Genomic DNA, 15,773 nt, shown 5'->3' on the forward strand with positions numbered 1-15,773 from the left:
TCTGGGCCGACCGGGCCTATTTTGGTGAAGGTGCTGCGTTCAGCAGCATTTCCCTGACCTCGTCAGCTTGGCCAATATGCAATCGAATGGGCAGAGTGATAACTTTGCTCCGAAAGGCCGGAGGCAGGCGTACGGCATCTTTCTCAGTTGTGATCATCTGAGCACCTAGCTGGCGCGCCTCGTTTTCCAGTCGGGTCATCAGGGCCTGAGTCAAGGGCTGGTGATCGTCCAGAGCTTCGGCTCGGACCAGCTCCACGCCTAGCTGCCGCAGGGTTTTGAAGAATTTCTCGGGATGGCCGATACCGGCAAATGCCAGACCGCGTGTTCCGGTCCAGTCCATGCCTGTTTTCAGGGGTTCGATTGCACCAGTGACATGGGGAACGGACAACTTGTCGCCCCACTGATCGGTGAAAGCCTGTTGTGTAGCCTCATCGCCCAGAGACAACACAAGGTCGGCCCGTTTCAACCCGATGTCGACCGGTTCCCGCAGCGGACCGGCAGGCAGACACAAGCCGTTTCCGAACCCGCGTTGTGCATCCACAACAATGATCGAGAAATCCTTGGCAACCGAGGGATTCTGAAAGCCGTCATCCAGAACAATTACCGAGGCCCCGCCCCCGGCAGCTGCACGGGCGCCTGCCGCCCGATCTTTGGCAACCCAGACTTCGGCGAACATCGCCAGAAGCAGCGGCTCGTCCCCAACTTCGGCAGCAGTGTGCTTGGCCGGATCAACCCGCACCGGCCCCTCCAAAGAGCCTCCGTGCCCCCGCGTGACGACATGTGGTTCATGCCAGCCATTTCTTAGTTGTTCGAGAGTCCAGATCACCGTGGGCGTCTTCCCGGTTCCACCGGCATTGAGGTTGCCGATACAGATCACTGGCACACCGGGTTTTTCACCGGTCTCCGAGGCGATCCTTCGCGCGGTTGCCGCTGCATAAAGGCGTCCAAAAGGCGCCAGCAGACGCGCCCTCAGATCCGGTTGGTCCGGGCTCGTGTTCCAGAAATCAGGTGCCCGCATGATCCGCACTCCGCTGATCCAGAATATCCTGCACCAATTCGATCAGGGCGTCAGCCTGTGGTGCGCCTTCGGTTAACAATTGCCATCCCGCCAACGCCATGTCGGCCGCTCGATCCGGGGCCAGAAGCTGCACAACGGCGTCGCCCAGTTCGGTCGCCGTTTTAACCTCCTTGGCAGCGTTCACTTGCCGCAGGCTGGAATAGAATTCCTGATGTCGATGCACATGCGGTCCGAACATGATCGCAGACCCCAGCGCGATTGCTTCGGACGGGTCTTGACCGCCCGCTCCGCGTTCAAGCGAACTGCCCATGAAGGTCACTGCTGCCATGCGATGCCACAGGCCCAGATTTTCGGGGTCCGATGTCAGGACCACCTGAGTGGTATCTTCAATCAGATCCCCTTCATCCCAATTGACGCAGCGCAGGTCCATCGATTCCAATCGCCGTCTTAACGGCATCACTTCTGGTTCATCTGCGACGTGCAGCACCAGAACCAGCCGATGCAGCATCCGCAGCGCCTGACGGTGGGCTGTCAGGACCGAGATAAATTCCTTGTCCTGAACCCATGCCGCCAACCAAACCGGGCGCCCCGCAAGCGTGTGAGTGGTTTCAATAAGCTCGTCTTCCGGCCAGGGCCGGGGGTCGGGGCTAATCCGCAAAGGCGGTGATTCCGCAACTTTTCCGGATTGAATGCCGAGACGGCGGATTTGCCGCGCCGTCTCGGCGGATGGCGTAAGAATCTTGCGGAAACAGTCAAAGGTCACCCGTGTGATGTCCGGCAGCCAACGGGCGTTTCGGGACAGTGTGACGCTGAACTGAGCGTCGAACAAGACCAGCGGGATCGCCTGTTCGTCAGCGCGCGTGATGATGTTGGGCATCAGGTCGCCACCGACCCACACCCCCATGTTCGGACGCCAGTATTCGACAAACTCGCGGGCTGCTCCACTCTGTTCCTGCGGCAAGTTGATTAAAGGGAACTTGCAATCCGGCCAGTTGGACAAATCCTCATCCGGGGGGACTGTGAGCAGGAAATTCAGATTGGCCCTGACCTGCAGCAACCGACGGCAGAAGTCGGTCACAGCCCGCAGTCGATCCGAAGTGGCAACCTGTATCCATACCAACTCTCCTTCGGGGCGCGGCATGTTGGATTGCGGCGCAACCCCGTTGCGCATGCCCCATGACAACACCCTGTAGGCGGCCAGGCTGAGCGAGCGCGGTTTGCTCATGTTCCGATTCCCGGCCCGGCCGGGTCCAGCAATGCGGACAGTTGCTGGTGAATCGCGGTGCTGGCTGCGATCACGCCGTTCAGCCTGGGGTGCGCATTGTTGAAGATCAGCTTTTGACCCGTACGGTCCGAACAGATTCCGCCTGCCTCTTGAATGATCAGGTCGCCTGCGGCAATGTCCCATTCCCAACTGGGGCGAAGGGTCAGCATGCCATCGAACCGTCCTTGTGCAACCAAAGCCATGCGATAGGCAAGCGAAGGGCGGTACGCGCGTTCGAACTCTGGTGCCTGCGCGTTGCGCCAATGCCGAGCGTCAAGGTTTGGCTTGGCGGCCAGAATTTCTGATTGCAAAAGCTCTGCGGTAACGGAGGTCGTGATCGTCTCACCATTGAGAGTCGCGCCCTGACCCTGTGCCGCCGTGTACAGCAAATCCCGCATCGGCAGGTAAATGACCGCCGCCGTCACCACGCCGTCATCGGCGACGGCTATGGAATGTGCCCAGGTGCGCGCGCCTTCTGCAAAGCTTCGGGTGCCGTCGATCGGATCGATGATGAAAGTGTTGCTGCGGTTCAGCCGGTCGGGTGAGTCGTCGGATTCCTCACTGAGCCAGCCATAGCCCGGCCGCGCTGAACACAACCGCTCCTCCAGCATCGCGTTGACAGCAAGATCCGCTTCGGTCACTGGCCCGGCGCCGTCAGGCTTGTCCCAGCGCTGTGCTTGCGTGCCGGAATAGCGTGTGGCGATCTTGCCGGCCTCCAGCGCCGCCTCGATCAGCAGGGGCAGGTCAGTTGCCGGCAAGTGTCATTCCTTCGATCAGAAGCGACGGAACCACGCGCGACAGATACGGGCGGGCATCATTCGCCGGAATGATCCTGCGCAGCATGTCCCGTAGATTGCCCGCGATGGTGCATTCATTGACCGGATGCGTGATCTCGCCACTCTCGACCCAGAACCCCGATGCACCTCGGGAATAGTCACCGGTATTGGGGTTGATCGTCGATCCGATCATGGATGTGACCAACAACCCGGTTCCCATATCGCGCAGCAGATCGGCACGGCTGTGATCGCCTTGTGTCAGACTCAGGTTCCAGTTGCTGGGAGAAGGCGGGCCCGAGACCCCGCGTGCAGCGTTACCCGTGGACGCCATATCCAGTTTTCGCCCGCTTGACAGGTCCAGCGTCCACCCGGTCAGGACGCCGTTTTCCACGATTGCCCGGCGTTGTGTCGGCAAACCCTCGGCATCAAAAGGGCGCGAGCCCGAGATGCGTGGCCGATGCGGGTCTTCGATCAGAGACAGGTGCACGGGCAGAACGTCCTGCCCCAGACAATCCTTGAGCCAGGATGCGCCCCGCGCAATTGCCGCACCATTGCTGGCGGCCAGAAGGTGGCCGATGAGCGAAGATGAGATTCGTTCGTCAAAGAGCACGGGAAAATTACCCGTTTCAGGTTTGCGCGCACCAACCTGTTGCACGGCGCGTTCGCCTGCGGAGCGACCGATCTCATCCGCGTTGCGCAAGTCGGATTGGAACGTCCGGCTGTCGCCGTCATAGTCCCGTTCCATCCCGGTGCCTTCGCCCGAGATCGCAACACAGGATATCGACCGGCTACTGCGTTCATATCCGCCGGTAAACCCGTTTGTGGCGGCCAGATGCACACGGTGGGTTCCATAGCTTGCAGCCGCATCTGACACTTGGGTAACGCCGGTAACGGCCAGCGCTGCGGTCTCGGCCGTCAGAGCATCCTGCATCAGGGCTTCGGCAGACGGGGACGGGGCAGGGTCTGTCAATTCCAGTGACTCTATGTCCCAGGCTGTGACCAGCTGGTCCTTGTCAGCCAGCCCGGAAAACGGATCTTCGGGGGCTTCCTTGGCCATCGCAACGGCTCGTTCTGCCATCGCACGCAAGGTATCCGGCCGGCTGTCGGAACTGGACACAATGGCAGATCGTTTGCCCAGAAACACCCGCAATCCCAAATCAGTGCCTTCCGAGCGTTCGGCGTGTTCCAGCGCCCCGCCCCGCACTTCGACCGAAACAGAGGATCCGTCGAGAACGATGGCATCCGCCGCGTCCGCGCCTGCCTTACGGGCCGCGTCAAGCAAGTGCTGGCTGATTTCTTCTGGTGTGCGGGTCATGAGGCCTCCGGGTTGGTTGCCAAGGACCTAGCCTTGGACTGCCCGTCTCGCAAGACCTGTGACCAGATTGTATGTTGAGGATCGCGGTGAACCCGTGCCGTTTCAGAGGTTTGTGCAAGGGTCGGCAGGACGGAGAAAGGGCCGCATGTTGCGCGGCCCTTTCCTTTGCTTGTCACTTGATACGCTGACCATTCGCCAGGATCTGACCGTCTTCGGTGAACTCGATCTTCGAGTTCAGAGTGTCCGGTTCTTCGCCCGGAACAGCCATCAGACCCATCATCATACGGGCACCCAGCGCGTCTTCGTCCGAGATGATTCCCATGCCGATCAGGGTGTCGATCAACTGGTTGGCTCCAACCAGTTGCAGGTTCGCCACGCCGCTTGGGCTGGGCAGGCCATCAAACTCTTCGGTATTGGTGTTGTCGAAAGCAAAATCACCGTCACCGGTCAGTTTGGCGCCAACCAGCGAAACCAGCAGGTCGTTGATCTTCAACGAGTGCAGTTCTCCCGGCGCTTCGTCGGATTCGACGTCGATTTCAGGATCGAATATGTTCATCAGCACTTTCGCAGTACCCGTCGCATCCAACGCAATCGTCGCAGGATCACGCGGCAGTGCGCCCGCAGGATCGAAAATGCCCCACAATATGTCCGACATGGTGAAATCAGTCAGGTTCAGCCCAAAGCCGAAGGGTTGAACTTCGTCCGATTGCTGGATGGGGAATTCGAAGTTCAGGCCAGCCTTGGCCATCGAAAGCTCGATCGGGAACGGCAAGCCCGCCGTGGTAACGGCCATCTTCGTGCTGTTCTGGTCAATGTCATAGACGATACGCTCTGCATCGATGCTGGCTGCAAATCGCCCGCCTTCGGATGTGCTGTTCATCGAGAACGCCTGACCTTCGCTGGTCCCGCTCAGATCAGTGCTGCCGGAAGCATAGGTGAAGGTGCCGTCAAACGAGAAACCAGCCTTGTAAAAGGCTTCTGGGTCCGAAAAGTCAAAATCTGGGGGGATCACGTTGTTGCCTTCAAATGCCAGTTGATCCAGTTGACCGTTGATCAGCCCGTTTTCGCCGCTTTCAGGATCCTGAAAGTTCAAATCATAGGTTAAAGTGGCTGCGTTGAAGGTCTGGCTGATATTGCGATTATCGCCGATCTGCATCCGCGAGCTGCCGGACAGATCGCTTGCTTCGGCATTTATGCCAAAGACTTCATTCGGCAAAGGCTGGCCGTCGACCTCAATCGAGTCCAGTTTCACCCCCAGCTGGTCAGCCGTGTAATCATAGGTCATGTCTTCTGGCGTGCCTGAAACGACCATGTTCAGTTGGCTGTGGGAATAGGTGACGGTGGCCGCAAAATCTTCATCTTCGGCCTGTCCGGTGACTTCCATGGGAAAGCTTTCCGGCAGTCCAATGGTAACGGTCCCGTCATCATTTTCGGTCAGTGTCATTTCTGGCATGACCATCCGAAACTGCCCTTCCTCTTCGGGAAAGGCCACTGAAAGCGTCATGTTTGAAATTGTGGTAACGTCGCCTGCGGTGCTTTCGTCCCCTGTGATGGTGTAACCCATCGAGGTGAAATAACTCTGCCAGTCGGACCAGACATCATTGGCTGACAGGTCGGCAAACGCCCCTTGGGTGGCAACGGCATAAGCCAGAGCAGCGCCGCAGCTGCGGCTAAGGAAAACGGACATAAGGTAACCCTTCTTGATCAATTTGTGGCGCATGGTCGGGTTTGCAGCCGGTATCGTCAAGGGGGCAAGGGCTGGACCCTTTCCCCGTTTCCGCGTTACGGCTGTAGCCGACAGAGATTGCAATGCGTGAGGAGGGGCAAATGCAGGAAAAAACTGTTCTCATAACCGGGGCCAGCCGTGGAATTGGGGCCGAGGCAGGGCGCGTTTTTGCCGCAGCTGGTGCCAATGTCGCATTGGTGGCCCGCAGCCATGATCAAATTGACGCGCTGGCCGCAGAATTGGGCAATCAGGCCATCGCACTGGCCTGTGACGTCAGCGATTTCGCGCAGGTCGAGCAAGCCGTGGCCACATGCGTGGACCGGTTCGGTGGGCTGGATGTTCTGATCGGCAATGCGGGTGTGATCGATCCGATCTTTCATCTCTCGAACGCTGATACAGCGGCGTGGAGCAAGGCCATCGACATCAACCTGAAAGGCATTTTCTACGGTATGCGCGCGGCGTTGCCGGTGATGCGGGCCGCTGGAGGGGGGAGTATTCTTACGATCTCGTCCGGTGCAGCGTCGAACCCGGTCGAAGCCTGGAGCCATTATTGCGCCTCGAAGGCCGGGGCCAAGATGCTCACGGAATGCCTGCATCTGGAAGAAGCCCATAATGGTATTCGCGCCATGGGTCTTTCACCGGGGACGGTGGCCACCGAAATGCAGCGTTCGATCAAGGCCAGCGGCATCAATCCCGTCAGTCAGCTGGACTGGGATGTCCACATCCCCGCAGATTGGCCCGCACGGGCGCTGCTGTGGATGTGCTCCGATGATGCAGATGAATTCCTTGGCACTGAAATTTCGCTGCGGCTTGATGACATTCGCAAGCGGGCCGGGCTGATATGATCGAATTGACCAAAGAGGACGGCCTCTGGATTGTCACGATCAATAACCCTGACAAAGCAAACGCCCTGACGGGGGCCATGCTGTCAGAACTGGCCGAGATTGCCGAGTCTGCGAAAGACGCGAAGGCGTTGATCCTGACCGGCGCGGGCAAAGTGTTCAGCGCCGGGGCGGATCTGGACGAGGCACGCGCCGGTCTGGCCAGGTCGGATGTCTGGGAAAGACTGTCTGGCGCCATTGCCGCGCTGCCCTGTCTGACCGTCGCCGCACTGAACGGCACCTTGGCCGGCGGGGCCAATGGTATGGCACTGGCCTGTGATCTGCGCATTGCCGTGCCGTCGGCCAAGTTCTTCTATCCGGTGATGAAGCTGGGGTTTCTGCCACAACCGTCCGACCCCGCGCGGCTGGCGGCTCTGGTCGGACCGGCAAGGACAAAGTTGATTCTTGTGGCCGGTCAGAAAATCACCGCGCAGGAAGCGTATGAATTTGGCCTGGTGGACCGGATTGTCGACCCCGATCACCTGATGCAAGCCGCACGCGATCTGGTGGCCGACAGCGTGAACGCCGCCCCCGAGATCGCAGCGGGAATCGCAAGGTTGTGCTCATGAGGCTGTCTGCACTACGCGTGCGGGTCGCTGATCCGGATCGGCTGGCCACGTTTTATCGCGACGTTCTGGGCATGTTCGTTCGCGAAGCAGAAACCGACCGTCGTGTCGGCTATGACGGCGCAGACGCAGACATTTTGTTGCTGCCGGGTGGAGGAGGGTACACCCATGACAAGGGGCAGCGGTACTGGAAGATAGGAATCACTGTACCGGATGTCGATCTTGCCGCGGCTCATCTGCGCAGGTTTGACGTTCCAGTGAGCGCGCCGAACCAGTTTCTGGACATCGGCTACATGTGCCATCTTGCGGATCCCGAAGGGTTCGTCATCGAACTGCTGCAACATGATTTCGAAGGCAACCGACCGCCGCATGCGGCGGACCCCGACGCGCCCTTTGCGCAGGCTCGGATCGGCCAGATTACCCTTCGAACCGGCGATATTGCCGCCGAAGACGCGTTCTGGCGTGCCCAGGGCATGTCGTTGTTGTCGATGCAGGAGGTCGTCCCCTACGGCTTCGATCTGCATTTCTATGCCTTTATGGACGAAACCCCTCCCAATCCTGATCTTTGGGCTGTTGAAAACCGCGAATGGCTGTGGAAACGCGCCTATACGACGATGGAATTCCAGCATATTGCGGGCGCACAATTCGCGCATGTGCCGGACTTTCTGGGTATCGAGATCGAAGGTCTGTCCGAACCACTGACAGATACTTTCGGCGACCCGATCCTGCCGGGCTGATCACCTCTCGCGCCGCTTGCCCGGAACTTTCGAACGAAACCCGGGTGGGCGTTTGCGAACCCAGATCAGAAATTTCTCAAGCCTTGGATGCGCACGCAAGGCCTCGACCGTGTTGAAACTGCGCGCCAGTTCGGCTTCGGTCAGGGTGGCGTGCACCTCTTTGTGGCAGATCTGATGCAGCAGAACGGTCGGTCCGCCCTTGCCTCCTTTGAGTTTTGGGATCAGATGATGCAGGCTGCCACCCCCGTCGGGGATCGGGCGGCCGCAAAGCGGGCAGATCGGATCGCTGTTCGTCATGACGATATGAAACTTGCGCCTGTGACGGGCGAAGGCAAGAGGGTGCGAATGGCGCAGGCAGTGGTGATCGGAGCAGGCCCCGCCGGGTTGATGGCAGCCGAGCAACTGGCAGCAGCCGGGCATTCCGTATTGGTGGCCGAGGCCAAACCTTCGGTCGCGCGCAAGTTCCTGATGGCCGGGAAGTCGGGTCTGAACCTGACCAAGGACGAGCAGCTTGATGACCTGATCCGCGCCTATGGTGTGGCGGCGGATTGGTTGCGCCCGATCATTACAGCCTTTGATGCCGAGGCGGTGCAGCGCTGGGCGCGTGATCTGGGTCAGACGCTGTTTGTCGGCTCGACGGGGCGTGTATTTCCTGAATCCATGAAGGCCTCGCCTTTGTTGCGGGCCTGGCTGGCACGGTTGGGCGAGTCCGGGTTCGAGGTCAGGACCCGCTGGCGTTGGACCGGCTGGGACGGTGAAGCGCTGGTGTTTGACACCCCGGACGGGCGGCGCAGTATCTCAGCGGATGCCACCGTGCTGGCACTGGGCGGCGCAAGCTGGGCCCGCCTTGGCTCGGACGGTCACTGGGCGCAGATATTGGGCAGTAAAGGTGTGGCTCTGGCTCCGTTTGAACCTGCGAACTCAGCTATTTCAGTCGATTGGAGCTCTCATATGCAGCCTCATTTCGGGGCCGCATTGAAATCGGTCCGATGGATTGCAGGCGACCTTGAGAGTCGAGGAGAGGCAGCGATTTCCGAGACCGGTCTGGAGGGCGGCGGGCTTTATTCTCTGACACCGGCCATGCGTACGGGGAAGCCTTTGTTTGTTGATCTGATGCCCGATCTGGATCGACAGGTTCTGCTGGCGCGGTTTTCTGCAAAACGGTCAAAAACAACGTTATCCCAGTGGATGAGAAAGTCGCTGAACCTGTCCGCTCAGAAAATCGCCCTATTTCATGAAATGGCAAAACGCGGCGGCCACTCTCAATCCGTGCAAGTGAGCATGTTGAAAAAGCTGCCAATCCGGCATGCCGGACTTCGCCCGATGGATGAAGCCATTTCGACCGCAGGTGGTGTGAAACGGACAGCGCTGGATGACGGGCTGATGCTGACGGCCCTGCCGGGTGTGTTCTGCACCGGTGAAATGCTGGATTGGGAGGCCCCAACCGGGGGATATCTGCTCACGGCTTGCTTTGCTACTGGGCGCTGGGCCGGTCAGGCCGCCGCAGATTGGCTTGAAACGGCCAAGTGATTTAGCGGGATCGCGCCAACATCGCCAAACGGATCATCGCGCGTTCCACCAGCGCCATGGCAGGGGCTGTTTGCCCGGCGGACCGCAGCGACAAATCCGTATCCGTCAGAACCGTCAGCGCGGTTTGCAGCTTGGCCGCCCCCCAACCCTGTGCCTGCCGCAGGATGCGGTCGCGCCGTTTGCCGTAAACCGGCGGACGCAGCTTGCCGATGCCCTGCGCGGCACCACCGGGATCGGACGCGCAGGCATAGAGTGTCCGAAAATGCCGCGTCGCCCCGATGCACAGTGTCACTCCGTTGGTGCCTTGCGCCTGCAACCTCCGGATCAGCGGCCCGATCTCACCCGCGCGGCCCTCGGCCACGACGTTGAGAACGTCATCCAGCGCCGCCTCGGTCGAGCGAGGAGCGCAGGCCTCGATATCTTCGACTGTCAAGTCAGAGCTGTCATCACGCTTGTAAAGTGACAATTTTTCAATCGTTTGCGCGAAATCACCGGGGCTGAGGCTGACGGCCAACTCGCTGATTGCAGACATGACATCTCGGGGCACGTTTTTTATACCCGACTCGGCAAGAACCCGTTCCACTTCGGCGCGCGAGGGCGGGTCGTCATAAATACCAACCGCATAGGCGGCAGGGTGGCCTTCGAACGCCTTGCGGATTTTCGAGCTGGGTTTCAATTGCCCTGCGGTCACCATGATCTGGGCATCTCCGGGGGCCCAGTCTTCGAGCGCGGCCAGAATCGCAGGCGCTGCGGTTTCAGTTGCATCTTCCACGAAAACGGCACGTGGGCCGGGAAAGAAGCCGACCGCCTTGACTGCGTCTAGCAGCAGAGCGGGATCACCACGCAGATCGCCCCCCGGCAGACGGGTCAGACGCATTTCTTCTTCGGCTTCGGGGCCAAGCAGAGCGGCCAGCACCTGTTGCCGCTTGAGCGCAACCCGCATCGCATCCGCGCCATAGATAAGCAGCCCGGTCTTGTCCGCGTCCGGCTTGGCAAAATATCCGTCAGCCTCGCGCGGGCTCAGCTTCATGCGGCCAGGTCCGGTGTGGCGTAAAGACGATTCATGATCTGACTCGACAGAATCACCATCAGTCGTTCCTTGGCATCGCGCTCATCCGCCAACGTGGAAACGGTCGATCCTGCGGCAGAATAAGACACAAAGTCCGCCACCGAGCCCGAGGCGATGATCTGACCGGTTGCGTTGGACCGCAGGGCATACTGCGCGCTTCCGTCGATGGTGTAGCGTTGCGTTTCGTTGGTTGTGGTGATTGCGGCGCCCCGTGTTACGGTCGAAACCTGAACATCCAGCTTGTAGTCGTTGACCGACCCGGCGCTTCGTCCCAGTTGCTGTTCCAGATTTTGGACCAGCAAATAGCTTTCCACGGTGTTGGGGGCGGACACTTCGACACGGCCGTACAAGGCCGAACCCGATCCACCAGGTGCATAGACAGGCTCAAAGCCGCAGGCGACCAGCGCCAGCGGCATCAGTAAAAAGGTTCTGCGATCAAACGACGACATTCACAATCCGGCCCGGAACTACGATCACTTTCTTCGGCGCGTTACCTTCCAGCGCCTTTTGGACAGCTTCGGTGCTGAGCGCGATTTTTTCAACCTCAGCTTTGTCCAGATCTTTGGCCACGCTGATTTCCGCGCGACGCTTGCCGTTGATCTGAATCGGCAAGGTGACGGTGTCATCGACTAGCATCGCCTCGTCGGCGACGGGCCATGGCGCAACGGCCACAAGGCCTTCGGCGCCCTGATGGGCCCAAATATCTTCCGCCAGATGTGGTGTCATCGGCGACATCAGCTGTGCCAGCGTTTTGATGGCCTGCTTTTGGGCCGCAGCACCTGCCTTGGATTTTGCCAGGGTGTTGGTGAAGGCATAAAGCTTGGCGATGGCTGCATTGAAGCCAAAGCTTTCAACACCCAATGTCACGTCGCGGATGGTTTTGTGCATATCGCGCAGCAGATCCTCATCCCCTTCGCCCGTGGCGTTCGGGTCCATGGCACCGATCTTGTCACAGAGGTTCCAAACACGGTTGAGGTGCTTGTACGCGGCCTCAGCCCCCGCAGCGGTCCATTCCACGTCCCGTTCGGGCGGCGAATCGGATAGAACGAACCAGCGGGCTGTGTCGGCACCGAAGGCCGAGATGATGCTGACCGGGTCGACCACGTTCTTCTTGGACTTTGACATTTTGGCCGATGGGATGATCTCGACCTCTGTACCGTCGGCCAGTTTACCGTCTGTGACCTCCTCGGGCAGGTGATAGACCGGGCGACCATTGGCGTCGCGGGTTTGGTAGATCTCATGCGTGACCATGCCTTGGGTGAACAGCGCGTCGAAGGGTTCGATGGCTTTGTCCGGCAAATGCCCGGTGATGTTCATCGCGCGTGCGAAGAACCGTGAATACAGCAGGTGCAGAATCGCGTGTTCGATACCGCCGATATACTGGTCGACATTCATCCAGTATTCCGCCTCGGCCAGATCAGTGGGGGTTTCGGCACGTGGAGCGGTGAAACGGGCGAAATACCATGACGAATCGACGAACGTGTCCATCGTATCGGTCTCGCGCCTGGCGGGGGCACCACAATTTGGGCAAGCGCAGTCGCGCCACGTCGGGTGACGATCCAGCGGATTTCCCGGTTTGTCGAATGTGACATCGTCGGGCAGGCGAACAGGCAGGTTCTCTTTCTTTTCAGGGACCACACCACAGCTGTCGCAGTGAACGACAGGAATCGGACAACCCCAATAGCGCTGACGGCTCAAGCCCCAGTCACGCAGACGATACTTGGTTACTCCTTCGCCCCAACCGGCTTTTTCGGCAAAATCGACGGTGGCGTTGATCGCTTCTTCGCCGGTTGCTTCGGTCAGGCCCGCGAAATGGTTCACCCAGCGGACTTTTTCGGTCTTTGGCGGGACAAAGGCGATCTTGTCGACCGGCGTGTCGTCGTCCAGCGCAAAGAACGTATCGACCACGGGCAGATCGTATTTGCGGCAGAAATCAAGGTCGCGCTGGTCATGGGCCGGGCAGGCAAAAATCGCGCCGGTGCCATAATCCATCAAGATGAAATTGGCGATCCAGACCGGCAGTTCCCAGTTCGGGTCCAGCGGGTGCTTGACGCGGATACCGGTGTCAAAGCCCAGCTTTTCCGCGGTTTCGATGGCTTCTTCCGTGGTGCCGCCCTTGCGGCATTCCTCAACGAATTCAGCAACTTCAGGGTTCTCGGCCTCAAGTTTTTTGGCGATCGGATGATCGGGCGAGATCCCCACGAAGGACGCACCCAGCAGCGTGTCGGGGCGCGTTGTGTAGACGGTGATCGGTTCCCCACCATCCGTGCGCTCGAACCCGAATTGCAGGCCGCGCGACTTGCCGATCCAGTTTTCCTGCATCAGCCGAACCTTGGCGGGCCAGTTTTCCAGCGTGTCCAGAGCGTCCAGCAGTTCTTCGGAATAATCCGAGATCTTGAAGAACCACTGTGTCAGCTCGCGCCGTTCCACCAGCGCGCCCGAGCGCCATCCGCGCCCGTTCTCCACCTGTTCATTGGCCAAAACGGTCATGTCGACCGGATCCCAGTTCACCACGGCGTTCTTGCGGTAGACCAGCCCGGCCTCGAGCATGTCGAGGAACAGTGCCTGCTGCTGGCCATAATATTCCGGGTCACATGTGGCGAATTCACGGGACCAGTCGATCGACAGGCCCAGCGGCTTCATCTGGGCGCGCATGTCGGCGATATTGCCGTAAGTCCACTCTTTAGGGTGACCGCCAATCGCCATGGCAGCGTTTTCCGCCGGCATCCCGAACGCGTCCCAGCCCATTGGGTGCAGAACATTGTGCCCGGTGGCCAGCTTGTGCCGCGCGATGACGTCGCCCATCGTATAGTTGCGCACATGCCCCATATGGATTCGGCCGGACGGGTAGGGGAACATCTCAAGCACATAGTATTTCGGCTTGTCCGCCTTGTGGTTGGCGGTGAAGATTCCTGCCTTGTCCCAGGCCTCTTGCCATTTTGCTTCGATTTCGGTGGCCGAATAGCGCGACATTGTGCGGTCCTTCGTGAATGAAAACGCCGGGTAGGAACCCGGCGTGGTATTAGTGTGATTTTCGGCGGGTTGCTAGAACTTGTTGTCCTCGATGCGCAGCTGTCGGGCGCGGGACAGAATCGCATCCTCCACGGCACGTGTTGTTGCCGCGCTTACCGGGGCGCCACCGCTGGATTGCAGGGCGACGGACAAAGACCGGGCTGCAAGCGCCGGATCGCTGACGTGTACGGTCGCCCTGTATGACCGGCCACCACCCGGAGGGGTGCCGTAACCTGTTACGATCACTCCGGTAAACGGATCGACCTCCTGCACAGGCAGGAAATTCAATATGTCCAGAGAAGCTGCCCACAGGTACCGGTTTACATTGGTGGTCTGCTCGGCCGTGCTGCGGTCAAAAATATCCCACAACGTTGAACGTTCGGGATCGTTCAATTCGCGTTCATCGGAGTTACCGCTGGCGGGATTGGGGGAATATGTCGAAGTGGTTCGATTCTGCCCGCATGCCGCAATAGTGGTGGACAGCATGATTAATCCCAAAATCGTAGGCAGGCGCATTGTCAGCAGGTCCTGTTTCACTTGTTGTGCAGTATTCAGGGCATACTCCTAGCCAAGGACCCTCGCTGCAACAAGCCTATTCTTCTGAAATGTAAGTGTATCACCCGCATCCGGGCGAAAAGGAACTGTGGCATCCTTGCACCAATCTGACCCCAATGACGTGACCGGGTTTATGCCAAGCTTGCGCAACAGGGGCAAAAAGAGCGAAACGGTGTCCGTGCTGAGACATATGCCTAGGCATGTGTCGAGTAGATAACTCTTTTGAATGAAACCGAGGGAAACAAGATGAAAAAAGTTCTCTTCGCATCGACGGCGCTGATCGCGACCGCAGGCGTTGCAGCAGCTGAAGTTAACTTCAGCGGTTATGGCCGTTTTGGTATTGGCTACACTGAAGATCGTAGCGAAACCACCATCGTTCGTGGGCCTGGCGCCGATGGCCTGAACGGGACAGCCGACGACGTCCTGGCAAGCTCGACCGCTCAAACCGACGACGTCATTCTGGTATCGCGCTTCCGTCTGAACATCGACGGCATCGCAGAAACCGATGGCGGCGTACGTTTTGAAGGCCGTGTTCGTCTGCAGGCCGACGAAGACGCCAGCAACGGTGAAGCAAACTCGGCCGGCCTGAACGGCGCACGCTTCTCGGTCATCTACGGTGGTCTGCGTGTTGACGCGGGCAACGTCGCAGGTTCGTTTGACAACCTGGCAAACTACTACGGCAACGAAGTAGGTCTGGAACTGTTCGCTGGTCAGTACTCGGGCGTTAACTATAACTTCCTGGCGTACTCGTCGACCGGTTCGGGTGCGAACGCTGTGTTCTTCCAGTACTCCGTAGGCGACTTCTCGTTTGGCGCATCGTATGACCAAGCACAGGCTACCGTTATCGGAGCTGGTGGTACAACTTCGACCACCGTTGACGCAGACCGCTGGGACATCAGCGCAACCTACACCTTCAACAACATCACCGCTGCTGTGGCCTATGGTCAGACCGACGCGGGTGTTGCCGGTGTTAGCGATCCGAGCCTGACCGTTCTGACCCTGGGTGGCGAATGGGGTGACTTCTCGGGTACTCTGTTTGTCGCGGACGACTCAACTGGGGTTGCAGCGACTGACGGTACTGCATGGGGTCTGTCGGCTGCCTACAACCTGGGCGCTGCAACCACCCTGCTGTTCACCTACGGTGACGGTAACGCCTCTGCTGACCTTCAGCAGGTTGCTATCGGTGCGATCTACGACCTGGGTGGCGGTGTATCGCTGCGCGGTGGTCTGGGTGTAAACGACTGTGACTCTTGCGCAGACTCGACTATGAAGGCTGACTTCGGTGCTCAGTTCAACTTCTAAGCTGATCTGAACCGTAAGGTTT

Annotated in this window: 15 protein-coding genes; 5 read left to right on the plus strand and 10 right to left on the minus strand. The window is 59.3% G+C overall.

Annotated features, from left to right (window positions below):
- Positions 1–16: 16 nt before the first annotated feature.
- The 5 genes from lpxK to AC2FJB_RS17910 all read right to left on the minus strand — a co-directional run bounded on the left by lpxK (position 17) and on the right by AC2FJB_RS17910 (position 6,060).
- Positions 17–1,018, minus strand: coding sequence for a tetraacyldisaccharide 4'-kinase (gene lpxK / locus AC2FJB_RS17890; protein WP_496719805.1), 1,002 nt, complete (start codon positions 1,016–1,018; stop codon positions 17–19).
- On the minus strand, positions 1,005–2,243 hold the full coding sequence (locus AC2FJB_RS17895) for a 3-deoxy-D-manno-octulosonic acid transferase (RefSeq protein ID WP_496719803.1): 1,239 nt from the start codon (positions 2,241–2,243) through the stop codon (positions 1,005–1,007). The genes lpxK and AC2FJB_RS17895 overlap by 14 nt, the downstream gene beginning before the upstream one ends.
- Positions 2,240–3,040 (minus strand): inositol monophosphatase family protein, encoded by an 801-nt coding sequence (locus AC2FJB_RS17900; RefSeq protein WP_496719801.1) that lies wholly within the window; start codon positions 3,038–3,040, stop codon positions 2,240–2,242. The genes AC2FJB_RS17895 and AC2FJB_RS17900 overlap by 4 nt, the downstream gene beginning before the upstream one ends.
- On the minus strand, positions 3,027–4,373 hold the full coding sequence (locus AC2FJB_RS17905) for a TldD/PmbA family protein (RefSeq protein ID WP_496719799.1): 1,347 nt from the start codon (positions 4,371–4,373) through the stop codon (positions 3,027–3,029). Before AC2FJB_RS17905 ends, AC2FJB_RS17900 begins: the two co-directional genes overlap by 14 nt.
- 172 nt (positions 4,374–4,545) lie before the next feature.
- Entirely contained in the window at positions 4,546–6,060 is a 1,515-nt protein-coding gene (locus AC2FJB_RS17910; RefSeq protein WP_496818784.1) for a DUF2125 domain-containing protein, read from the minus strand.
- Between the two features lie 140 nt (positions 6,061–6,200).
- Between AC2FJB_RS17910 and AC2FJB_RS17915 the strand changes: the two genes are divergently transcribed.
- The 3 genes from AC2FJB_RS17915 to AC2FJB_RS17925 are packed head-to-tail and all read left to right on the plus strand — an operon-like array spanning position 6,201 to position 8,283.
- The gene (locus AC2FJB_RS17915; RefSeq protein ID WP_117872017.1) at positions 6,201–6,944 is read left to right on the plus strand and encodes an SDR family oxidoreductase; all 744 of its coding nucleotides are present in this window, start codon (positions 6,201–6,203) and stop codon (positions 6,942–6,944) included.
- The gene (locus AC2FJB_RS17920) at positions 6,941–7,549 is read left to right on the plus strand and encodes an enoyl-CoA hydratase/isomerase family protein (RefSeq protein WP_117872019.1); all 609 of its coding nucleotides are present in this window, start codon (positions 6,941–6,943) and stop codon (positions 7,547–7,549) included. Before AC2FJB_RS17915 ends, AC2FJB_RS17920 begins: the two co-directional genes overlap by 4 nt.
- Complete coding sequence (locus tag AC2FJB_RS17925) at positions 7,546–8,283, plus strand: VOC family protein (RefSeq protein WP_496719795.1); 738 nt, start codon at positions 7,546–7,548, stop codon at positions 8,281–8,283. Before AC2FJB_RS17920 ends, AC2FJB_RS17925 begins: the two co-directional genes overlap by 4 nt.
- Here the strand turns inward: AC2FJB_RS17925 and AC2FJB_RS17930 are convergent, their stop codons facing one another.
- Positions 8,284–8,580, minus strand: coding sequence for an HNH endonuclease (locus AC2FJB_RS17930; RefSeq protein WP_496719793.1), 297 nt, complete (start codon positions 8,578–8,580; stop codon positions 8,284–8,286). It lies immediately after the preceding gene.
- A 48-nt stretch (positions 8,581–8,628) separates the two neighbouring features.
- Here AC2FJB_RS17930 and AC2FJB_RS17935 point away from each other — a divergent pair, with 48 nt between their 5' ends.
- Positions 8,629–9,813, plus strand: coding sequence for a TIGR03862 family flavoprotein (locus tag AC2FJB_RS17935; protein WP_496719851.1), 1,185 nt, complete (start codon positions 8,629–8,631; stop codon positions 9,811–9,813).
- A gap of 1 nt (position 9,814) precedes the next feature.
- On the opposite strand, the gene holA is transcribed toward AC2FJB_RS17935, so the two are convergent.
- The 4 genes from holA to AC2FJB_RS17955 form a co-directional block, all read right to left on the minus strand.
- A complete protein-coding gene (gene holA / locus AC2FJB_RS17940) occupies positions 9,815–10,843 on the minus strand; it encodes a DNA polymerase III subunit delta (protein WP_496685062.1) in 1,029 nt (342 codons plus the stop codon).
- Positions 10,840–11,331, minus strand: a complete 492-nt coding sequence (gene lptE / locus AC2FJB_RS17945) for an LPS assembly lipoprotein LptE (RefSeq protein ID WP_299643929.1) — start codon at positions 11,329–11,331, stop codon at positions 10,840–10,842. Before lptE ends, holA begins: the two co-directional genes overlap by 4 nt.
- On the minus strand, positions 11,318–13,855 hold the full coding sequence (gene leuS, locus AC2FJB_RS17950; protein WP_496719791.1) for a leucine--tRNA ligase: 2,538 nt from the start codon (positions 13,853–13,855) through the stop codon (positions 11,318–11,320). The genes lptE and leuS overlap by 14 nt, the downstream gene beginning before the upstream one ends.
- Positions 13,856–13,927: 72 nt before the next feature.
- Positions 13,928–14,410, minus strand: a complete 483-nt coding sequence (locus tag AC2FJB_RS17955; protein WP_496719849.1) for a DUF3576 domain-containing protein — start codon at positions 14,408–14,410, stop codon at positions 13,928–13,930.
- Positions 14,411–14,695: 285 nt separating this feature from the next.
- On the opposite strand from AC2FJB_RS17955, the gene AC2FJB_RS17960 reads away from it, so the two are divergent.
- On the plus strand, positions 14,696–15,751 hold the full coding sequence (locus tag AC2FJB_RS17960; protein WP_117872956.1) for a porin: 1,056 nt from the start codon (positions 14,696–14,698) through the stop codon (positions 15,749–15,751).
- Positions 15,752–15,773: the final 22 nt, after the last annotated feature.

The organism is Ruegeria sp. CDSC085, from assembly GCF_059610465.1.